The sequence below is a fragment of the Ferrovibrio sp. genome (genome assembly GCF_019636075.1).
In the GTDB taxonomy this organism is placed as follows: Bacteria; Pseudomonadota; Alphaproteobacteria; order Ferrovibrionales; family Ferrovibrionaceae; genus Ferrovibrio.
In genome coordinates, this window is record NZ_JAHBYG010000002.1 from 85,205 (window position 1) to 106,042 (window position 20,838).

General features: G+C 63.7%; 15 protein-coding genes. 9 read left to right on the forward strand and 6 right to left on the reverse strand.

The window, feature by feature from the left end:
• Positions 1–4: 4 nt before the first annotated feature.
• Entirely contained in the window at positions 5–946 is a 942-nt protein-coding gene (locus KF827_RS01560; RefSeq protein WP_290998827.1) for a histone deacetylase family protein, read from the reverse strand.
• 148 nt (positions 947–1,094) lie between these two features.
• On the opposite strand from KF827_RS01560, the gene KF827_RS01565 reads away from it, so the two are divergent.
• From KF827_RS01565 to KF827_RS01585, 5 genes are all read left to right on the forward strand, one after another.
• Positions 1,095–2,228 (forward strand): efflux RND transporter periplasmic adaptor subunit, encoded by a 1,134-nt coding sequence (locus KF827_RS01565; protein ID WP_290998830.1) that lies wholly within the window; start codon positions 1,095–1,097, stop codon positions 2,226–2,228.
• A gap of 32 nt (positions 2,229–2,260) precedes the next feature.
• A complete protein-coding gene (locus KF827_RS01570) occupies positions 2,261–5,392 on the forward strand; it encodes an efflux RND transporter permease subunit (RefSeq protein ID WP_290998834.1) in 3,132 nt (1,043 codons plus the stop codon).
• A 50-nt stretch (positions 5,393–5,442) separates the two neighbouring features.
• Positions 5,443–5,868 (forward strand): Hpt domain-containing protein, encoded by a 426-nt coding sequence (locus tag KF827_RS01575; RefSeq protein WP_290998837.1) that lies wholly within the window; start codon positions 5,443–5,445, stop codon positions 5,866–5,868.
• Positions 5,869–6,041: 173 nt separating this feature from the next.
• Positions 6,042–7,256: a 5-aminolevulinate synthase gene (gene hemA, locus KF827_RS01580; protein ID WP_290998840.1), complete on the forward strand. Its 1,215-nt coding sequence runs from the start codon at positions 6,042–6,044 to the stop codon at positions 7,254–7,256.
• 207 nt (positions 7,257–7,463) lie between these two features.
• Positions 7,464–7,952 carry an ATP-binding protein gene (locus KF827_RS01585; protein ID WP_290998843.1) on the forward strand — a complete coding sequence of 163 codons (489 nt, stop codon included), beginning with the start codon at positions 7,464–7,466 and terminating at the stop codon, positions 7,950–7,952.
• 11 nt (positions 7,953–7,963) lie between these two features.
• On the opposite strand, the gene KF827_RS01590 is transcribed toward KF827_RS01585, so the two are convergent.
• From KF827_RS01590 to KF827_RS01600, 3 genes are all read right to left on the reverse strand, one after another.
• Entirely contained in the window at positions 7,964–8,896 is a 933-nt protein-coding gene (locus tag KF827_RS01590; RefSeq protein WP_290998846.1) for a DMT family transporter, read from the reverse strand.
• The gene (locus KF827_RS01595) at positions 8,893–10,068 is read right to left on the reverse strand and encodes an MFS transporter (protein ID WP_290998849.1); all 1,176 of its coding nucleotides are present in this window, start codon (positions 10,066–10,068) and stop codon (positions 8,893–8,895) included. Before KF827_RS01595 ends, KF827_RS01590 begins: the two co-directional genes overlap by 4 nt.
• Before the next feature lie 231 nt (positions 10,069–10,299).
• Positions 10,300–11,334, reverse strand: coding sequence for an ABC transporter substrate-binding protein (locus tag KF827_RS01600; protein WP_290998853.1), 1,035 nt, complete (start codon positions 11,332–11,334; stop codon positions 10,300–10,302).
• Positions 11,335–11,778: 444 nt separating this feature from the next.
• On the opposite strand from KF827_RS01600, the gene KF827_RS01605 reads away from it, so the two are divergent.
• The 4 genes from KF827_RS01605 to KF827_RS01620 all read left to right on the forward strand — a co-directional run bounded on the left by KF827_RS01605 (position 11,779) and on the right by KF827_RS01620 (position 17,617).
• Positions 11,779–12,981 carry a pyridoxal phosphate-dependent aminotransferase gene (locus KF827_RS01605; protein ID WP_290998856.1) on the forward strand — a complete coding sequence of 401 codons (1,203 nt, stop codon included), beginning with the start codon at positions 11,779–11,781 and terminating at the stop codon, positions 12,979–12,981.
• A 142-nt stretch (positions 12,982–13,123) separates the two neighbouring features.
• Positions 13,124–13,384, forward strand: a complete 261-nt coding sequence (locus KF827_RS01610; protein ID WP_290998859.1) for a ribbon-helix-helix domain-containing protein — start codon at positions 13,124–13,126, stop codon at positions 13,382–13,384.
• A gap of 46 nt (positions 13,385–13,430) precedes the next feature.
• Positions 13,431–14,543, forward strand: a complete 1,113-nt coding sequence (locus KF827_RS01615; RefSeq protein WP_290998862.1) for an efflux RND transporter periplasmic adaptor subunit — start codon at positions 13,431–13,433, stop codon at positions 14,541–14,543.
• On the forward strand, positions 14,540–17,617 hold the full coding sequence (locus tag KF827_RS01620) for an efflux RND transporter permease subunit (RefSeq protein ID WP_290998865.1): 3,078 nt from the start codon (positions 14,540–14,542) through the stop codon (positions 17,615–17,617). Before KF827_RS01615 ends, KF827_RS01620 begins: the two co-directional genes overlap by 4 nt.
• Here the strand turns inward: KF827_RS01620 and KF827_RS01625 are convergent.
• Both KF827_RS01625 and KF827_RS01630 read right to left on the reverse strand, forming a co-directional pair.
• Positions 17,614–18,807: a hypothetical protein gene (locus KF827_RS01625; protein WP_290998868.1), complete on the reverse strand. Its 1,194-nt coding sequence runs from the start codon at positions 18,805–18,807 to the stop codon at positions 17,614–17,616. The two genes, KF827_RS01620 and KF827_RS01625, sit on opposite strands and share 4 nt — an antisense overlap.
• Complete coding sequence (locus tag KF827_RS01630; RefSeq protein WP_290998871.1) at positions 18,785–20,653, reverse strand: ABC transporter transmembrane domain-containing protein; 1,869 nt, start codon at positions 20,651–20,653, stop codon at positions 18,785–18,787. Before KF827_RS01630 ends, KF827_RS01625 begins: the two co-directional genes overlap by 23 nt.
• Positions 20,654–20,838 lie beyond the last annotated feature (185 nt).

Below are 20,838 nucleotides of genomic sequence, written 5' to 3' on the forward strand. Positions count from 1 at the left end.
CCGCTCAGCCCAGCATCAGCGCGCGCACATGGGCGGCGGTGGCGGAAGCCAGCGCGGCGAGGTCGTAGCCGCCTTCCAGCGTGGAAACGACGCGGCCTTGCGCGGTTTCATCGGCAACGGCCAGCAATCGTTCGGTGATCCAGGCATAATCGTCGTCCTGCAGATTCAACTGCGCCAGCGGATCGCGGGCATGGCCGTCGAAGCCGGCCGAGATCATCACCAGTTCGGGCCGGAAGGCGCGTAGCATCGGCAGCAGGCTTTCGCTGGCGGCGGCGCGGAATTCCTGGCTGCCGGCATAGGGCCTGAGCGGCAGGTTCAGGATGTTGTTGGCACAGCCGCGTTCGCTGGGGCGCCCGGTGCCGGGATAAAGCGGCCATTGATGGGTGGAGATGTAGAAGAGGTCGGGATCGTCGTTGAAACTGGCCTGGGTGCCGTTGCCGTGATGTACATCGAAATCGATCACCGCTACCCGCCGGATGCCCCAGCGTGCCCGGGCCTGCAATGCGCCGATGGCCACGTTGTTGAACAGGCAGAAGCCCATAGCCTGTTCCGGCTCGGCATGGTGGCCAGGCGGGCGCACGGCGCAGAAGGCATTGCGCACTTCGCCGGCCATCACCGCATCCACCGCAGCGCAGACCGCGCCCGCCGCCCGCAAGGCGGCTTCGCGCGAGCCTGGGCTGACCACGGTATCGCCATCGATATAAGACAGGCTGCGCCCCCGGCCGCTTTCCGGGATGCTGCCCAGGATATGCTGGATATGCGCTTCCGGGTGCACCCGGGCGATCTGGTCCAATCCGGCCTCCGGGGCTTCCCGGCGATCCAGCCACATGAATTCCTCGGTCTCCAGGCGTGCCAGCACGGCTTGCAACCGTTCAGGGCATTCCGGGTGTCCGTCGCCCGTATCATGGCGTAGGCAGGCTGAATGGCTGTAGAGCGCCGTGACCATTAAACGTGCAGTTCCTCTGCTGCTGGCGATGGTGTGGGCAGTCGATAAATCGTCGGATAAATACTGTCATGTCAGAACATGGCTAGGCAACGCTCGGGCTACTTGTGTATTCTCATCGCAGGCCAGCAGCCAGGATTGAACAAAACACATGAAACTCTGGGGTCAGATTGCGTTGATCGCGGCGCTGGGCGCCGCGGGCACCGGCGCCTATTTGTATCGTGACAAGATTCCCTTCCTGACCCCGCCCTCGGCGGCGCCCCAGGCGGTGCGGGCTGGCGGCGGCGGCCCGCCGGCCTTGCCGGTGGAAACCGCGGCGGTGAAGCGCATGGATGTGGTGCGCACCCTGGAAGCCGTGGGCACCGCGCAATCCAATGAAGCCGTGAACGTGACCGCCAAGGCCAACGGCATCGTCGATCGCATCAATTTCCAGGAAGGCCAACTGGTGAAAACCGGCAGCATCCTGGTGGAACTGGAAGCCGGCGAGTCGAATGCCAAGCTGGCCGAGCTGCGCGCTGCCCGCGATGCCGCACGGCTGGCTTATGATCGCGCCACTGCGCTGGCCGAGAGCCGTTCCGTGGCCCAGGCGCGGGTGGACGATTTATCCAAAGCCTTCGAAGCCGCCGAAGCGCGGCTGCGCGGCGAGCAGGCGAAATTCGCCGACAGCGTGATCCGGGCACCGTTCAGCGGCAAGCTGGGCATGCGGCGGGTATCGCTGGGGGCGCTGGTGCGGCCGGGCGATGTGATCACCACGCTGGACGATACCTCGCTGATCAAGCTGGAATTCGAAGTGCCGGAAACCGCGTTGAGCGGCATCGCCGTGGGCAATGCGGTAACCGCCACGGCCAGCGCCACTCCGGGGCGTAAATTCCAGGGCAATGTCACCGTGATCAACAGCCGTGTGGATCCCACCACGCGCGCTATCAAAGTGCGGGCGCAGATTCCCAATGCCGACGATGCCATCAAGCCCGGCATGTTCATGACGGTTGCATTGTCGATCGGCACCAGCAACAACGCCATCGTGGTGCCCGAGGAAGCCCTGCTGGCCCAGGGCGGCGAGCAATTCGTCTATGTGATCCGCGATGGCCGCGCCAGCCGCACGCGGGTGCGGATCGGCCAGCGCCTGCCCGGCATGGCGCAGATCCTGGAAGGCCTCGATGCCGATGCCCGGGTGGCGATTACCGGCCTGCAGCAATTGCGCGATGGCATGGCGGTGCGTCCGCCGGGGCCGCCGCCAGGGCAACAGCCTGCGCCGGCCACCGCCGCAAAACCCGCCGCCAGCTAAGACACGCCACAAACCGAAGCCGCGAGGCAGCCATGGTGCTCTCCGACGTTTCCATCAAGCGACCGGTCTTCGCCACCGTGATGTCGCTGGTGCTGATCATCTTCGGCCTGTTTGCCCTGCGCGGCATGGCGGTGCGCGAATATCCCGATATCGATCCGCCGGTGGTATCGGTGAGCACCACCTATCGCGGCGCTTCGGCCGAGATCATCGAAAGCAAGATCACCCAGATCATCGAGGACAGCGTGGCGGGCATCGAGGGCATTCGCTCGATCACCTCGTCCAGCCGCGAGGAATCCTCCTCGGTTTCCATCGAGTTCAATCTCAGCCGCTCGGTGGATGCCGCCGCCAATGACGTGCGCGACCGCGTAAGCCGCGTGCTGTCGCGCTTGCCGGCGGAAGCCGACACGCCCACGGTGGCCAAGACCGAGGCCGATGCCCGGCCGATCGTGTATCTGTCGCTGACCAGCGACCGCATGAGCTTCCTGGAACTCACCGATTATGCCGACCGTTTCCTGGTGGATCAGTTCTCCATCGTGGATGGCGTGGCCAGCGTGAATATCTATGGCGCCCGCAAATACGCCATGCGGGTCTATCTCGACCGCATGGCGATGGCGGCCCGCAATGTGACCGTGCAGGAAGTGGAAAGCGCGATTGCGCGGCAGAATGTGGAATTGCCGTCCGGCCGCGTGGAAAGCAGCCAGCGCGAATTCACCGTGCGCACCGAAAGCGGCCTGCGCACGCCAGAGCAATTCCGCAACATCGTGCTGCGCCAGCAGGATGGCTATCTGGTGCGGCTGGGCGAAGTGGCGAAGGTGGAACTCGGCGCCGAGGATGAGCGTTCGGAACAGCGCACCAATGCCAAACCCTCCATCGGCCTGGGCATCATCCGGCAATCCAAGGCCAATGCCATGGATATTTCCAATGGCGTGCAGGCGGCGCTGGATCGGGTGAAGGATTCGCTGCCCCAGGGCGTGAATCTGGAAGTGACCTACGATCAGTCGAAATTCATCAGCCAGTCGATCTACGAAGTGTTCCATGCCCTCACGGTGGCACTGGGCCTGGTGATCGGCGTGATCTTCCTGTTCCTGCGTTCCTGGCGGGCCACGCTGATTCCGGCGGTGGCGATTCCGGTTTCGGTGATCGGCAGCTTCATCGTGCTGGGTGCGCTGGGCTATTCGATCAATGTGCTGACCCTGCTGGCGCTGGTGCTGGCTATCGGCCTGGTGGTGGACGATGCCATCGTGGTGCTGGAAAACATCCATCGCCGCATCGAACTGGGCGAGCCGCCGCTGCTGGCGTCTTTGCGCGGCGCACGGCAGATCGGCTTCGCGGTGATTGCCACCACGGTGGTGCTGATCGCGGTGTTCGTGCCGATCTCGCTGATGGAAGGCAATACCGGGCGGCTGTTCCGCGAATTCGGCATATCGGTAGCGGCCAGCGTGCTGTTCTCGGGCTTCGTGGCGCTCACGCTCACGCCGATGATGTGTTCCAAGCTGCTGCACGAGGCGAAGGACGAGGGCTGGTTCTACAAGATCACCGAAAAATTCTTCGTCGGCATGACCAACGCCTATGGCTGGACGCTGAAGCAGGCGTTGAACATGCCCTTCGTGGTGCTGGCGCTGGGCGGCGTGGTGTCGCTGGCCGCCTACCTGATGTTTCTGGCTTTGCCGCGCGAATTCGCGCCCACCGAGGATCGCGGCGTGTTCTTCGTTTCGATGACCGGGCCGGAAGGCTCCAGCTACGATTATACCCGGCGCAATGTGATGCGGGTGGAGCAGGTGCTGCAGCCGTTGATCGATCGCGGCGACGTGACCCGCGTGCTGGCCAATGTGGCGCCGGGCTGGGGCGGCCGGCCGGCGCCGGTGAATACCGGCTTCATCGTGGTGCGGTTGAAGGATTGGCATGAGCGTACGGTGAAGCAGCAGGATCTGGTGCGGGAGGTGTTTCCGCGTCTGCTCGGCATCACCGGCGTGCGCGCCTTCGCCATCAATCCGCCCAGCCTGGGCCAATCGGGCAGCCAGGCGCCGGTGCAGTTCATCATCGGCGGCCCCACCTATGCCACGCTGGATCAATGGTCGGAACGCGTGATGGAACGCGCGTTGGGCAATCCCAACCTGCTGAATCTGACCAAGAGCTATCTGCCCACCCGGCCGGAAATCCGGGTTGAGATCGACCGCAACCGCGCCGCCGATCTTGGTGTGCCGATCGAAACCATCGGCCGCACCATGGAAACCATGCTGGGTTCGCGCGAGGTGACCAACTTCCAGCGCGAAGGCAAGCAATACAAGGTGCTGGTGCAGGCCCGGCCGGAGGATCGCGTCACGCCGTCCGACCTCAACAATATCTATGTGCGCACCGTCTCGGGCGCGCTGATCCCGTTGCAAAATCTGGTGAAGATCGGCGAGGGCGCCAATGCCCGCGAACTCACCCGCAACGACCGTCTGCGGTCGGTCACCATCACCGCCTCGCTGACCCCGGATTACACCCTGGGCGAAGCGCTGGATTATCTGGAGAAGGTGGCCGCCGAAACCCTGCCGCCGGAAGCGCGCATCACCTATGGCGGACAGAGCCGCGAATTCAAGGATTCCTCGGCCGCCGTGTATCTCACCTTCGCGCTGGCGCTGGTGATCGTGTTCCTGGTGCTGGCCGGCCAGTTCGAAAGCTGGATCCACCCGGTGATCATCATCTTCTCGGTGCCGCTGGCGATTACCGGCGCGCTGGGTGCGCTGCTGTTCAAGGGGCTGTCGTTGAACATCTACAGCCAGATCGGCATCATCATGCTGATCGGCCTGATCGCCAAGAACGCCATCCTGATCGTGGAGTTCGCCAACCAGCTGCGCGATGAAGGCCGCGATGTGCGCACGGCGGTGCAGGATTCCTCAACCATCCGCCTACGGCCGATTCTGATGACCACGATTGCCACGATCTTCGGTGCCATGCCGCTGGCTTATGCCACCGGGGCGGGTGCGGAAAGCCGCTCGGCGCTGGGCTGGGTGATTGTCGGCGGCATGAGTTTTGCCACATTACTCAGCCTTTATGCCGTGCCGGCGCTGTATCTTCTGCTGGCGGGCTTCGCCAAGCCGGCAGGCTTCATTGCACGCAGACTTTCCGATATGGATGCTAAGCAGCCGGATGTGGATGCCAAGCATGGCGTTGCGGAATAGGCTGGCGACCTGTTGCAAGCAGTGGGGTGGGGTGTGAGGATTTTCAGGCAATGAGCGGCGCGGGTGCCGACGATCCGGCGAATTTCGCCGCGGCCCTGGCACAGGCGCAGGCTGCCGTGGCCGCCATGGCGGATGAGTATATCGGCTGGGTGACCGCCGATCTGGTGCGGCTGGACGAGGCGGTGGCGGCGATAGACCCCGCCAACCCGCCAGCCGGCCTGAAAGCCGCCCATGGTGTGGCGCATGATATCAAGGGCCAGGGCGCCACATTCGGCTACAAGCTGGTGACCGATATCGCCGCCATGCTGTGTCGATATCTGCAGCATCATGCCGAGACCGGGAGTTACGATCCCGAGGTGATCGAGGCCCATGTGCAGGCGTTGAAGACCGTGGTGGAGAACCGCGTGAAGGGCGATGCCGGCGCGCTGGGTCAGGAGATACTGGCCACCTTGCAGGAAGTGGGCGGCCCCGCCTAAGGGCCGCATCCCGCGCCGTTAACCTTTTCGGATAAGGCCGGCACTGCGACGATCCGTCCTGATTCCCCCTCTTTTCAGGCCGGGTAGCGAGTCGTTAGTATGGCTCTACCAGCAATTCCAAGGCCTTGGATCCGCGCTGTCGCGGGCCGGGCTGCCGGGAGAGGCATTGCCCCATGGACTATGAAGCCATTTTCGGCCAGGCGGTCGAGAAACTGCGCGATGAAAAGCGCTATCGGGTGTTCACCGAATTGGCCCGGCAGGTTGGGCAATTTCCGGTCGCCGACAATTTTTCGGGCATCGGCCCGGAGAAGATCACCATCTGGTGCTCCAACGATTATCTCGGCATGGGCCAGCATCCCGTGGTGGTTGAGGCCATGGCATCGGCGGTGCGCCGCTATGGCGCCGGCGCCGGCGGCACGCGCAACATCTCGGGCAACCATCACGCCATCGTGGAACTGGAAGCCGAACTGGCCGACCTGCATGGCAAGCAGGCCGCCCTGGCTTTCGGCTCGGGCTATGTCGCCAACCAGACCAGCCTGGCCACCATCGGCAAGCTGCTGCCCGGCTGCGTGATCCTGTCGGACGCCGACAACCACAATTCGATGATCGAGGGCATCCGCCAGTCCGGTTGCGAGCGGCATGTATTTCGCCACAATGACCTGGCGCATCTGGAAGAATTGCTGAAGGCGTTGCCCATCGGCAAGCCGAAGCTGATCGCTTTCGAGAGTGTGTATTCCATGGATGGCGATATCGCGCCGATCCATGCGGTTTGCGATCTGGCCGACAAATACAATGCCATGACCTATATCGACGAGGTGCATGCTGTGGGCATGTATGGCCCGCGCGGCGCCGGTGTTGCCGAACGCGACAACGCGATGCATCGCATCACCGTGATCCAGGGCACCTTGGCCAAGGGCTTTGGCGTTGTGGGCGGCTATATCGCGGCGTCGAAAGATCTGGTTGATGCCGTCCGCTCCTATGCGCCGGGTTTCATCTTCACCACCACGATGCCGCCGGCAGTGGCGGCCGCAGCCACGGCCAGCGTGCGCTATCTCAAAAACAGCCAGGTGGAACGCGCCCGCCACCAGGAACGCGCCGCCACCTTGCGCCGCATGTTGCAGGCTGCCGGTTTGCCGGTGATGATGAACCAGAGCCATATCGTGCCGGTGATGGTGGGCGATCCGGCCTTGTGCAAGCTGGCCTCCGATCTGCTGCTCAGCGACCACGGCGTTTATATCCAGCCGATCAACTATCCCACCGTGCCGCGCGGCACCGAGCGTTTGCGCATCACACCCACGCCGGTCCATACCGACGAGATGATGCGCGGCCTCACCGGTTCGCTGGGCGCGGTCTGGGAAAAGCTGGGGCTGCGGCGCCGCGCGGCCTGACGAGCCTTGCGCATATTTTGCTACAATTGAGGCGCCATGCTGCTGCGGCCTACCGCCGCGATCAGTGTCGAATGCTCCGTGTAGAATAGATTGCGCGCAGAATGCATAAACTCTTGAAGAGAGTGCGGGTGTAGAGCCTACGACTGTTGCAAGGGCAAATTGCCGCAGGGTATTCTGCCGGCAAACCTTCCCCAAGAGTCCCGCTTCATGGCGTCGAGAGTCTACACATCACTGGTGGATTTCGGTTTCAAGCCGGAAGACATGAACCAGATGGCACAGCGCTTGCGCTATTCCCATGTGGTCTTCATTGCCGGACCTCCGGGCGGCGGCAAAACCGCCTGCGCCACCATGCTGGGCTGGTTCCTGTTTCAGGGCGTGAAGCGGCCATTCCGGGCCGATGGTTCCACCTTGTCGGTGGAGCAGGTGCGCGAGGCGGCGATCCAGGGTACCCATGGCATCTTCTTCAACGAGGTGGCCACCCAGGCCGATCTCACGAAGTCGGTCTATTGCGCCGATTGCCGCATGGTGTCGCTGGTCACCAGCGTGATCGCCGAGCCGAAAGTGCCGCAGATTTTCCAGATCTTGAATTTCTTCAATCCCAAAGTGGCTGCGCGCAAGGATTTGATCCTGGTCGGCGTAGAGCCCGATGGCGACCGCTTCAAGGTCGATTGCAAGTTTCCGCCAGCACCGGTCTAACCTGCCCAGGTCTAACTCGCCGGCGTGAAGCGGCGGGTGATGGCCACGCCGGTCAACACGATGGCGGCCCCGAAAGCCTGGATAAGGCTGAAGGTTTCGCCCAGCAGCAGATTGGCGCTGACGACGGCCACCACCGGTATCAGGTAGGAGTAAACCGCCGCGCGGCTCACGCCCAGGCGCGAAATGCCTTCATACCACCACAGATTTCCAAGCGCCGCCGAGCCGATCGCGGTGAACAGGAAACAGGCGATGATCGGCAGGGTGAAGGCATCGGATGTGACGTCGCCGAGGTTGAGCAGGCCGATCGGCAGCAGGCCAAGAGCGCCGAAAAATAATGTCCAGGCCGAAACCGGCAATGCGCCCATGCTTTTCAGATAAGGCGTGGCCATCACCGAATAGAATGCCCATAGCATGGCGGCAAACAGGATTGCCGCATCGCCCAGCAGGCTGCCGCCGCCCAGGGTGATGGCGGTGAGGCTGTTGTTGAGCACCAGAAACACGCCGCCGAATGAGAGCAGGATGCCGAACCAGGCCAGCGGCCCGGGCAGGGCATCGCTGCTGCCGCCTTTGATCAGATGCCGCGCGATGCTGAACAAGTTGGTGAAGATCGGTGCGGTGGCGATCAGCACGGCGGCCTTGGAGGCGGTGGTGAGATTGAGGCCGGCGCTCCACACATACTGGTTCAGGCTGATGCCGAGCAGGCCGAGCAGGATCAGCATCGGCAGATCGCGCCGGCGCGGCAGATAGAGCACACCGCGCCAGCGCAGCAACAGCAACAGCAGGATGCAGGCAATGAGGAAGCGGGAGGATACGAATACCGAGGGCGACAGTTCGGTCATCACGATCTTCGCGCTGGCGAAGGTATTGCCCCACAGCATAATTGTGGCCAGCAGATAGAAATCGCCGGCGAAATTCTTAGTGCGGCGATTGGGCGCTTCACTCATCGGCTGCTGCCTTTCAGTTTTTCCGTTCGGCGCAGCAACAGCGCCAGGCCCAGGCCGATCAGCCCGGCCAGCAGCAACAGCCAGCGACCTCGGCCCCAGCCGTCCTGGCCAGAACCGCCGCCGAATTGCGTGACCAGCAAAGCCAGCGCCGGCGGCCCCAGAAAGGCGCCGAGATTCAGCACCTGCACCACCACGCCATTCACGGTGGCGATTTCCTCTGGTTTGCGCGCATGCAGCGGCACGCTGGCCAGCACGGCGGCCGGGATCATGCCGCCAAGCCCCGATGCCAGAAAGGCGAAGCCCAGCTTGGTGCTGCCGGCGATGCCGGGGCCGAAGATCATCAAGCCGCACAGCCCCATGATGGTGCTGACGCATGCGATGATCAGCCAGCGTGCCACGCCGCGCTGCATCAGCAGCGCCGCGCAAAGCCCGCCCAGCACATTGGCCAGCACCACCAGGATCGTGCCGTAATTGCCGGCGGCCAGGCCGGCGCTGTTCAGATAGCTGGGCAGCCAGGTGATGATGGCAAACCATTGCAGGGCGTAGAAAGCGAAACAGCCGGCCAGCAGCCATGGGCCGGCCTGCGCGAGGGCGGAAAGCTGTATCTTGCGGCGCGTCGGTTGGGCGGCGATGGCGGGGCTCAGCAGTAAGGCCAGGGCAAACAGCAACAGCATGCCGGCCATGGCAAGCCACAGCCCGCGCCAGCCCAGCCAGGCGCTGAGCGGCGGTGTCAGCAGCAGGCCCAAAGCCACACCCAGCGGCATGTAATTCGCCCACAGACCTAGCGCCAGCTTGCTTTGTTCGGGCCGGATCAGCCGGGCGATCAGGCTGGGCCCGGCCACCACGGTGAGCACGAAACCGATGCCTTCCACCAGCCGACCGGCCACCAGCAGCCAGCTTCCGTTGCCAAAATAGCCGGCCTGGACGTATCCAGCCTGGGCGCCGATCAGGTTGCCCAGACCGAGCAGGCCGAGGCCAAGCGCCTGGGCGTGGCGGCCGCCGAGCCGGTCGCTGACCATGCCGCCCAGGATGCCCAGGCCGCCGCCGATCAGGTTATAGGCTGAGGCCATAAGGCCGGCGCCCACCATGCCGAGGGCGAATTCGGCGCGCAGGCCATCCAGCAGCGGCGGCATCTTGCCGACCTGCAGCCCGCAGGCGATGCCCGCCAGCATCACAATGCTGAAGGCAGCCCAATTGCTGTTCGTTATTGGCTTCCCGGACATGTTTTTGATGGCACAAAAATATAAGGGCGGCAGGGGAGCCGCCATGGTCTGTCATGGCCGCCACTGTGTAGAGCGGCTGGTGCGATGGCAACCCGTTCCGCAGCGGAAACCGAATCCGGCTAAAACAAAACGCCCGGCAGTTTCCTGCCGGGCGTTGGCGATCAATCCTTGCGGATCGGATCAGGGCATCATGCGCTCGGCCTTCGGCGGCAGGAAGGCGTTGGTGAACAGCTCGTCTGCCTTCGGCGCCCGCTCCAGGCCCACGGCTTCGGCCACGGCCTTGGCGGAACGCTCCAGGCGACCGGCATCGACATCGCCGAAGCCATTGGCCTTCACCCAGGGGGTGAGCACGTTACGCTGCAGCGAGAGGTTCAGGCGCTCCAGTTCCAGCGCCTCGTCGATCAGGCCGTCGCGGGTCTTGGCGGCAGCGGAACCGATCTTCGGATCCTTGGCGATTTCCTGCCAGGCCTTGATGGTGGCCTTCACGAAGCCCTTCACGGCATTCGGGTTGGCAGCCATGAAGCTGGGCGAGGCGATCACGGCGTTGCCGTAGAAATCCATCCCGAAATCGGAATAGAAGAACACCTGCACATCATTCGGATCGACGCCGATCTTCTTCAGGTCGAGCAGCGAGGAGAAGAAGTGGCCGGTGATGAAATCCACCGAGCCGTTCTTCAACGAGGGCTCGCGCAGCGGCGGGGCCAGGTTGATGTTGGTCACCTTCTTCAGGTCGATGCCGGTCTTGGCGGCAAAGGCCGGAAACAGCTTGAACGAGGCGTCGAATACCGGGGCGCCCAGCTTCTTGCCTTCCATGTCCTTCGGGGTCTTGATGCCCGAGGATTTCAGCGCATAGGCGCCGAACGGCGGGGCGTCGTAGGCCATCATCACGGCCTTCACCTGCTTGTCGGCATTCTTCACGTTGTATTCGATCAGCGCGTTGATGTCGGCAAAGCCCATTTCATAGGCGCCGGTGGCCACACGCTGCAGCGCGCCGGCCGAACCCTGGCCGGCATCCAGCGTCACGTCCAGGCCCTCGGCCTTGTAGTAACCCTTCTGTTCGGCCAGCAGGAAGGCCGCGGTGGGGCCCTGGAAGGCCCAGTCGAGGGTGAACTTGAACTTGGTCTGCGCGGCGGCCTCGCCGGCGATGCCGAAGGCCAGGCCCAGGCTCGCGCCAAGGCCAAGGAGGGCGGCGCTCAGCTTCAGTTGGATGGTCATCTTGGATGGCTCCCTGTGTGACACGTCGGTAGATGATACGGCGTAGAGGCTACGGCGTAGATGTTTGGTGCCGGCGGCGTTCCCTGGCTATCGGGCCGGGGCGATCCAGGCGGCACAAGCGGACAGTCTATGCCGTCTGGTTGTGCGCCGCCAAGGTCGAATCGCTACCGGGCCGCGGATCATACCGGTACCCTTTAACGGATTGTTCGTATGCAAATCCGGGACCAGTCATTGCCCCCGGGCCGATCTGCGGCAAAGCGCCGAAATTTGCGGCCACGGGGGTGGGGTGGAATGTCCTGGTACAATTATGCGGCAGGCTGCCTATTTTCTTGGCTATTTCCCCGGCGACCGGCTATCGGTACCCCCTAAGCGTGGTTGCGCTGCGGTTTGCCCCGGCGTAATGTCCGCGCGTTTTTTCTTGCAAGCCCACGGGAGCAGCTTTCCATGCCGTTTTTGTCCGACGCGCTTGGCCGCATCAAGCCGTCCGCCACCATTGCCGCCACCCAGAAGGCCCGCGCCCTGAAGGCCGCCGGCCGCGACATTATCGGCCTGGGGGCGGGTGAGCCGGATTTCGACACGCCGGAGAATATCCGTATCGCCGCCAAGGCCGCGATCGACCGGGGCGATACCCGCTATACCGATGTGGATGGCACCGTTGCGTTGAAGCAGGCCATCGTTGCCAAGTTCAAGCGCGAGAACGGCCTGGATTACAAGCCCGAGCAGATCAGCGTGGGCACCGGCGGCAAGCAGGTGCTGTTCAACGCGCTGTTGGCCACCATCAATCCCGGCGACGAGGTGATCATTCCGGCGCCCTATTGGGTGAGCTATCCGGATATCGTGAATTTCGCCGGCGGCACCCCGGTGCCGGTGGTGGGCAAAGCGGAAAACGGCTTCAAGCTTTCGCCCGAAGATCTGGATCGCGCCATCACGCCGAAGACCAAGTGGCTGATCCTGAATTCGCCCTCCAACCCCTCTGGCGCCGCCTATACGCGCGACGAGTTGAAGCGGCTGACCGATGTGCTGCTCAAGCATCCGCATGTCTGGATCCTGACCGACGACATGTATGAGCATCTGGTCTACGACAATTTCGTGTTCACCACCCCGGCCCAGGTGGAGCCTGCGCTGTTCGACCGTACGCTGACCATGAATGGCGTGTCGAAGGCCTATTGCATGACCGGCTGGCGCATCGGCTATGCCGGCGGTCCGGTGCAGTTGATCAAGGCGATGGGCGGCCTGCAGAGCCAGTCCACCTCCAACCCGTCCTCGATCAGCCAGGCGGCTGCCGTGGAGGCGCTGAACGGCCCGCAGGATTTCATCCCGAAGAACAACGCCGTGTTCAAGCAGCGCCGCGACCTGGTGGTGAGCATGCTCAACCAGGCCAAGGGCATCCATTGCCCCACCCCGGAAGGCGCCTTCTATGTCTATCCGAGCTGCGCCGGCACCATCGGCAAGACCTCGAAGGGCGGCGTGAAGATCGAGAATGACGAAGTCTTCTCCAATGCCCTGCTGGAAGAAACCGGCGTGGCCGTGGTGTTTGGCGCCGCCTTCGGCCTCAGCCCGCATTTCCGCATCTCTTACGCTACGTCCACCGAGGCGCTGCGCGAGGCCTGTGCCCGCATTCAGGATTTCTGTGCCGGCCTGAAATGATGCAACCGGCTCGGGCGAGGATGAAAAGAGTGATGGCCGTCACGCCGGGCATAGACGCCGCTTCCGGCGGCCCGGCGGCGATGCTATCTGGTCGCCCGAGTAGCATTGTGCGTTGCAGTATAACGTGCGGGGAGCAATCCTGATGCCCACGACGGTGAAAAAACGCTCCGTCATGGTGGGCGGGCATCGTACCAGCATTTCGTTGGAACGGGCCTTCTGGGTCGCCTTGCGCGAATTGGCGGCCAGCGATGGCAAGACCATCAACAAGATGGTCTCCGACATCGATGCCGAGCGTGCTGGCAATCTTTCCAGCGCCATCCGCGTACATGTGCTGGCTCGGGCCCGTCTGGGCCAATTGGCCGCCGAACCGCCCCAGGCGGCACAGGTGGAAGAAGACATATAGGCGGCGCCATCTCGGCTCCGCCAGTGCGACTGGTGGAGACGGTATCATGGCGGCGCTAACCCGGCCTTTGCTCTCGATCACGCTGCTGGCCTTGCTGCCGCTGCTGTCTGCCTGCGAACAGCCGCCGCCGCCGCCCGAGCCGATCCGCCCGGTGCGGGTGGCCACTGCCCAGCCCCAGCCGTTTGAAAGCCGCTCGACATATACCGGCGAAGTGCGCGCCCGTTACGAGACCAATCTGGCCTTCCGTATCGGCGGCAAGATCGTGGCGCGCTATGTGGAAATCGGCAGCGAGGTGAAGAAGGGCACGCTGCTGGCCCGGCTGGATCCAGAGGATACCAGGCTGGCCATCGAGAATGCCCGCGCCCAGGTGAATGCCGCCCAGGCCGACATGAACCAGACCCAGGCCGATCTGGCGCGCTATCGCCGGCTGTTCGATACCAAGGTGATCAGTCAGGCCGAATTCGACCGCCGCGAGGCGGTGGCGCAATCGGCCGCCGCCAAGCTGGAAAGCGCACGGTCGCAATTGCGCGTGTCGCAGAACCAGATGGCCTATACCGAATTGAGCGCCGATGCCGATGGCGTGGTTACCTCGCTGACCGCCGAGTCAGGCCAGGTGGTGGCCGCCGGCCAGACCGTGCTGCGCCTGGCGCGGCCGGAGGAAAAGGAAGTGGTGTTCAACGTGGCGGAGAACCGCCTGGATGAACTGCGCAATGCCGGCAGCATCCGGGTTTCGCTTTGGGCCCAACAGGATGTCAGCGTGGCCGCCAGCGTGCGCGAGATCGCGCCCGGCGCCGATCCGGTCACCCGCACCTATGCCGTGAAGCTGAGCGTGCCCAATCCGCCGCCCGGCATGCGGCTGGGTATGACCGCTTCGGTGGAAATCCTGCGCCGCGATGGCGGCAATGTGGTGGCCCTGCCGCTATCGGCGCTGTACCAGAAGCAGGCCGATCCGGCGGTATGGGTGTTCGACCCGGCCAGCGAGACCGTGAAGCTGCGGCCGGTGAAGGTGGCCGCCTACGTGGAGAAATACGTGCTGATCGCCGATGGCCTGAAGCCCGGCGAGCAGGTGGTGACCGCCGGCGTGCATAAACTGATTCCGGATCAGAAGGTGCGCCTGCTGCCCGGTGCGGCGAATGGCGCGGGGAGCCGCGCGTCGTGAGTTTTTCCGATCGCACCAATCTGTCTGCCTGGGCGCTGCGGCATCCTTCGCTGATCGGCTTCCTGATCGCCATGCTGCTGCTGGCCGGCGGCATGGCTTATGCGAATCTCGGCCGTGCCGAGGATCCGGACTTCACCTTCAAGCTGATGATCGTGCGCTCCAACTGGCCGGGCGCCACGGCGCGCGAGATGGAGCAGCAGGTTACCGACAAGATCGAGAAGAAGCTGCAGGAGACGCCCTATCTCAGCCATGTGATGAGTTTCTCCAAGCCGGGTGAATCCACGGTTTATGTGGTGTTGCGCGACGATACTCCGCCCAAGCAGGTGGAGGGCGTGTGGTATCAGGTGCGCAAGAAGGTGAACGATATCCGCCACACCTTGCCGCAGGGCACCCAGGGGCCGTTCTTCAACGACGAATTCGGCGATACATTCGGCACCATCTACGCCTTTACCGCCGATGGCTTCACCCATCGCGAATTGAAGGATTACGTGGAAACCGTGCGCGAGGAATTGCTGCGCATCCACGATGTGGGCAAGGCCGACCTGCTGGGCGTGCAGCCCGAACGCATCTATATCGAATTCTCGAACAAGAAGCTGGCCAATCTGGGCATCACGCCGCAGCAGATCGTGGATGTGCTGCAACAGCAGAATACGCAATCCTCTTCCGGCGTGGTGGAAACCCCGTCGGACCGCATCTACACGCGCGTATCGGGCAATTTTCAGGATGTGCGCGCGCTCACCGAATTGTCGGTGAATGCCAATGGCCGCCTGCTGCGGCTGGGCGATGTGGCCGATATCAAGCGCGATTATGTGGATCCGCCAGCGGCGCAATTCCGCTTCAACGGCGAGCCCGCCATCGGCCTGGCGGTGAGCATGGCCAAGGGCGGCAACATGATCGAGCTGGGCAAGAAGCTCGAGGCGGCGATGCGGCAGATCCGGGCCGACATGCCGATCGGCATCGAATTGCAGAAAGTGGCCGATCAGCCCACCGTGGTTCAGCGCAGCATCGACGAATTCATGAAGGTGCTGCTGGAAGCCGTCGTGATCGTGCTGGGCGTAAGCTTCCTCAGCCTCGGCCTGCGCTCCGGCTTCGTGGTGGCCCTGTGCATTCCGCTGGTGCTGGCCATCACTTTCGTTTGCATGCAGATTTTCGGCATCGATTTCCAGCGCATTTCGCTGGGCGCCTTGATCATCGCACTGGGTCTGCTGGTGGACGACGCCATCATCGCGGTGGAGATGATGCAGGTGAAGATGGAGCAGGGCATGGAGCGCGCCAAGGCTGCCGCTTTCGCCTATACCTCCACGGCTTTTCCGATGCTGACCGGCACATTGATCACGGCGGCCGGCTTTGTGCCGGTGGGTTTCGCCCGGTCGGCGGCTGGTGAATACACGTTTTCGATCTTCGCGGTGGTGACGATCTCACTGCTGGTTTCCTGGATCGTGGCGGTGATCTTCACGCCGTTCATCGGCTACAAGCTGCTGCCTACGCCCAAGCCGGGCGCCCATGGCCATGATGTGCATCATGGCGGCATCTACCGTTTCGTACGCCCGGTGGTGGGCTGGTGCGTGGGGCATCGCTGGATCGTCATCGCGGTCACGCTCGGCATTTTCGCCGGATCGGCCTACAGCTTCCAGTTCGTGCAGCAGCAATTCTTCCCGGCATCCAACCGGCCTGAATTGATGGTGGATCTGCGCCTGCCGCAGGGTGCATCCATCGCGGCTACCCAGCAGGAGGCATTGAAGCTGGAGAAACTGCTGAAAGACGATCCGGATATCGAGAATTACACCACCTATGTGGGCAGCGGCGCACCGCGCTTCTATCTGCCGCTGGATATCCAATTGCCGAACGACAATTTCGCGCAGGTGGTGGTGCTTACCAAGGGCGATGCCGAACGCGAGCGGGTGCGCGCTCGGCTGATCAAGCTGTTCCAGGAAGATTTCGTGCTGTTGCGCGGTCGTGTGAACCGCTTGGAAAACGGCCCCCCGGTGGGTTTCCCGGTGCAGTTCCGCGTATCCGGGCCCGATCCGATGGAGGTGCGCAGGATCGCCTTCCAGGTGGCCGATGTGATGCGCACCAATGCCAATACGCGCGATGTGAATCTGGATTGGAACGAACTCAGCAAGGTCGTGAAGCTGGATGTGGACCAGGCCAAGGCACGTCTGCTCGGCATGTCGTCGCAGGATTTGTCGCTGGCGCTGAATTCCGTGCTCAGCGGCATCACCATCACGCAATACCGCGAAGGCAAGGAATTGATCGACGTGGTGGCGCGTGCCGAGGCTTCCGAACGCCTCAGCCTGTCCGGCATCAAGGATTTGAATGTCGGCGGCGGCGAGAATGGCCGGCCGGTGCCGCTTACCCAGGTGGCGGAAGTTTCCTATGCGCAGGAGCAAGGCATCATCTGGCGGCGCGACCGCCAGCCGGTGATCACCGTGCGCGCCGATGTGGTGGATGGCATTCAGGCGCCCGTTGTGTCGCAGCAGTTGAACCCGCGGCTGAACGAATTGCGCAGCCAGCTGGCGCCGGGCTATCGCATCGTGATGGGCGGTGCCATCGAGGAAAGCGCCAAGGGCAATGCCTCGATCGGCGCCGTGGTGCCGGTGATGATCCTGATCATGGTGACGTTGCTGATGGTGCAGTTGCAAAGCGTTTCGCGCATGCTGCTGGTGCTGCTCACCGCGCCGCTGGGGCTGATCGGCATCACGCTCGCTCTGCTCACCTTCAATGTGCCGTTCGGCTTCGTGGCCATGCTGGGCGCCATCGCGCTGGCCGGCATGATCATGCGCAACTCGGTGATTCTGGTGGATCAGATCGACCAGGATATCGCCGCCGGCCATACGCCCTGGGATGCGGTGATCGATGCCACGGTGCGCCGCTTCCGGCCCATCGTGCTCACTGCATTGGCGGCCATCCTGGCGATGATCCCGCTGTCGCGCAGCAATTTCTGGGGTCCGATGGCTTTCACCATCATGGGCGGCCTGCTGGTGGCCACCTTCCTGACGATATTGTTCCTACCGGCGCTTTATGCCGCCTGGTTCCGCGTGAAGCCGAACCAGGCGCAGGAGAATCCGGCCTAATCGATATCGCGGAACTTCGCCGGATCGAGCTGGCAATCCAGGATGCGCGGCTGGAAGGTAGCGCCGATCAGCAGCCGGCCGCGATGATGGGCGGCCACGCTGGCGCCTGAAAGCAGTTCGCCTGGATCGGCGAACACTTCCTGCACCCGCGTGGCACCGCGCAGATCGCTGTGGATACGCACGATGCGGCTGGGGCTCTGTTTCTCCGGATTACGGGCATGGCCGATGAAGGCGAAGCTGTTCACATGCAGGGCGGCCCAGAGATCGCCCTCATCATCCAGCCGCAGATTATCCACGCCGCCGGGCAGGGCCAGCGAACCGGTGCGTTTGATCAGGCCGCTCAAGGGATCGCGCTGATAGGCCAGCAGCATGCGCCATAGCGTGGAACCAACCACCAGGCTTTCGCCATCCCGCCCCAGCGCGATGCCGTTGGCAAACGCGATATCCTCGGCGGCGAGGCGAGCCCCACGTTCGTCGTTGAGCACGATGGTGGAGCGCGATAGCTGCAGGATATTCTCCACTGCATGCATCCAGCGCGGGCCGGAACCGCGATCGTTGGTGAGATAGAAGCTTTCCGGGCCCGTGGCGGCCAGTGCATTCGGGCTGATGAACAGGTCGCTGGAAATCGTGCCGCGATGGCGCAGTTTGAGGGCGCTGCCTTCGCCTTCGATGACGAAGATTTCCACCGTGCGGCGTTCGTCGGAGCGATTGTTGATCACCTGCAGATACCAGGTGCCGTCTGCCGCCGTATAAAGCGACAGGCCTTGCGGGTGGAAGGGCATCCCGGCGGGGACGGCAAGCTGCTGTGGTACGGCCGGTTGCCGGCTGAGATCGTACAGCCAGAGGCCGCCATCGCTCTGCCGGTTGCGGCGGTCCTGCGCCGAGATCAGCGCGGCCTTGCCATCGGGCAGGATCAGGATGTCTTCCGGCCCGGCCGGTGCATCCACCGCGCTGCATTGTCCGGCCACGAAGGGCCCTGCGGTTTGATAGGCGCCGCCCAGCCATATCGTGTAAAGCACATAGACCACCAGCACGATGGCCAGGAATACCCACCAGACCCTGAGGCGCGGACCGCGTCGGGGTTCATCAGCCGCACGCGCTTCGCGCGGGGATTCAGCCATACGCGCTTCGCGCGGGGATTCAGCCATACGCGCTTCGCGCGGGGATTCAGGATGCGGCGTCTTCGCCATTTTCGCCTGCCTCGGCGCGGATCGGATTGTCGAGGAATTGCAGCCGCGCCAGGCGGGCATAGAGGCCGCCCTGGCTGATCAGGCTGTCATGGCTGCCGGTGGCCAGGATGCGGCCCTTGTCCATAACCACGATGCGGTTGGCCTTGCGCACAGTGGCCAGGCGATGGGCGATCACCAAGGTTGTGCGGCCGCGCATCAGCCGTTCCAGCGCCTGCTGCACCTTCACTTCGCTTTCGGCATCCAGCGACGAGGTGGCCTCGTCCAGCAGCAGCAGCGGCGGATCGCGCAGCAATGCGCGGGCAATGGCTATGCGTTGGCGCTGGCCGCCGGAAAGCCGCACGCCGCGTTCGCCCAGATAGGTATCGTAGCCCTGCGGCAGCGCCTGGATGAAGCCATGGGCGGCTGCCGCCTCGGCGGCTGCGCGCACGTCATCCAGGCTGGCATCGGGCCGGCCATAGCGGATGTTTTCCGCCACGCTGGCGCCGAAGATCACTGCTTCTTGCGCCACCAGGCCAACATGCCGGCGCAGTTCCACCGGGTCCAGCCGGGTGATATCCACGCCATCGAACAGGATGCTGCCCTGCTGCGGATCGTAGAAGCGCAGCAGCAACTGGAACAGCGTGGTTTTACCGGCGCCCGAAGGGCCGACGATGGCCACGGTTTCGCCGGCGGCAATCGAAAGATCCAGCCCATCCACCGCCGCCTGCTTGGGCCGGGCCGGGTAATGGAAGCGCACGCCCTGGAAAGCGACAATGCCGGCTGGCTTGGCCGGCAGGCTGGCCGGCTGTTCGGGGGCGCGGATATCGGGCTGGGTATCCAGCAACTGCATCAGCCGCTCGGCGGCGCCGGCGGCGCGCTGCACATCGCCCCATACTTCCGACAATGCCCCCAGCGAGGAGGCGCAGATCACGGCATAGAACACGAAGGCGGAGAGTTCGCCGCCCGACATTTCGTTGGCATAAACCGCCTTGCCGCCGATCCACATCACGGCATTCACCGCGCCGAATACCAGCAACATCACGATGGCAGTCAGCCAGGCGCGGGCACGGGTGCGGCGCACCGCGGTGGAAAAGGCGTTTTCCGCATTGGCCGAGAAACGCGCGGCCTCGCGCGCCTCGCTGGTATAGGCTTGCACGGTGCCGATGGCGTTCAGGGTTTCGCTGGCCTGGGCGGCCAGATCGGCCACGCGATCCTGGCTCTCGCGCGACAGCTTGCGCAGGCGGCGACCGAAAATCACGATCGGCAGCACCACCATCGGCACCACCAGGGCCACCAGCATGGCCAGCCGCGGCGAGGTGAGGCCCAGCAGCACGGCGCTGCCGACGAATAGCAGCAGGTTGCGCAGCGCCACCGAGATGGAAGAGCCCACCAGGGTCTGGATCAGTTCGGTATCGGTGGTCAGCCGCGATTGCACCTCGCCGGTACGGGTGCTTTCGAAGAAGGCGGGATTGAGCCTCAGCACATGGCCGAACACCGCCTTGCGGATATCGGCCACCACGCGCTCGCCCAGCCAGGTGACGAAATAGAACCGTGCATAGGTGGCCAGGGCCAGCAGCGTCACCACGCCGAACAGGGCGCCGAAATAGAGATCCATCATCTGGCTGTCGGCGCCGCCGAAGCCTACATCGATCACCCGGCGGATCGCCTGGCCGATGCCCAGCACGGCGGCGGCGGCCACCACCAGCGCCACGCCGGCTCCCAACGCCGCCCAGCGATAGGGCAGCACGAAAACCAGCAGGCGGCGCAGCGCCCCCAGATTGGCTTTGCGGTCGGCCTTTTCGCTGCTCTGGGCGGCGGCCTGAGCGGACGGAGAACGGGCGGCGGTATCAGGGTCTGATTGGCTCATGTCTGCGCGGGTATAGCAGCGGCTTGGGGCTCTGCCCAGCGGCGGGATTATAAAACCTTCCCTCGCATATTTGGGGTCTAGAGGGAACAAATGTTCCCTCTAGACCCCAGTAATCAGTGCGTGTATATTAATGACAAATATTGATTAAGGGGAGTCCTTATGTCGATTGCATCCTTCCAAAAGAG

Excerpts from the sequence above, each read along its gene's own strand:
- KF827_RS01570 (WP_290998834.1), top strand. The coding sequence starts at position 2,261 with ATGGTGCTCTCCGACGTTTCCATCAAGCGACCGGTCTTCGCCACCGTG.
- hemA (WP_290998840.1), top strand. The coding sequence starts at position 6,042 with ATGGACTATGAAGCCATTTTCGGCCAGGCGGTCGAGAAACTGCGCGAT.
- KF827_RS01565 (WP_290998830.1), top strand. The coding sequence starts at position 1,095 with ATGAAACTCTGGGGTCAGATTGCGTTGATCGCGGCGCTGGGCGCCGCG.
- KF827_RS01630 (WP_290998871.1), bottom strand. The coding sequence starts at position 20,653 with ATGAGCCAATCAGACCCTGATACCGCCGCCCGTTCTCCGTCCGCTCAG.
- KF827_RS01615 (WP_290998862.1), top strand. The coding sequence starts at position 13,431 with ATGGCGGCGCTAACCCGGCCTTTGCTCTCGATCACGCTGCTGGCCTTG.
- KF827_RS01595 (WP_290998849.1), bottom strand. The coding sequence starts at position 10,068 with ATGCTGGCGGGCATCGCCTGCGGGCTGCAGGTCGGCAAGATGCCGCCG.
- KF827_RS01590 (WP_290998846.1), bottom strand. The coding sequence starts at position 8,896 with ATGAGTGAAGCGCCCAATCGCCGCACTAAGAATTTCGCCGGCGATTTC.
- KF827_RS01610 (WP_290998859.1), top strand. The coding sequence starts at position 13,124 with ATGCCCACGACGGTGAAAAAACGCTCCGTCATGGTGGGCGGGCATCGT.
- KF827_RS01585 (WP_290998843.1), top strand. The coding sequence starts at position 7,464 with ATGGCGTCGAGAGTCTACACATCACTGGTGGATTTCGGTTTCAAGCCG.
- KF827_RS01560 (WP_290998827.1), bottom strand. The coding sequence starts at position 946 with ATGGTCACGGCGCTCTACAGCCATTCAGCCTGCCTACGCCATGATACG.
- KF827_RS01575 (WP_290998837.1), top strand. The coding sequence starts at position 5,443 with ATGAGCGGCGCGGGTGCCGACGATCCGGCGAATTTCGCCGCGGCCCTG.
- KF827_RS01625 (WP_290998868.1), bottom strand. The coding sequence starts at position 18,807 with ATGGCGAAGACGCCGCATCCTGAATCCCCGCGCGAAGCGCGTATGGCT.
- KF827_RS01600 (WP_290998853.1), bottom strand. The coding sequence starts at position 11,334 with ATGACCATCCAACTGAAGCTGAGCGCCGCCCTCCTTGGCCTTGGCGCG.
- KF827_RS01605 (WP_290998856.1), top strand. The coding sequence starts at position 11,779 with ATGCCGTTTTTGTCCGACGCGCTTGGCCGCATCAAGCCGTCCGCCACC.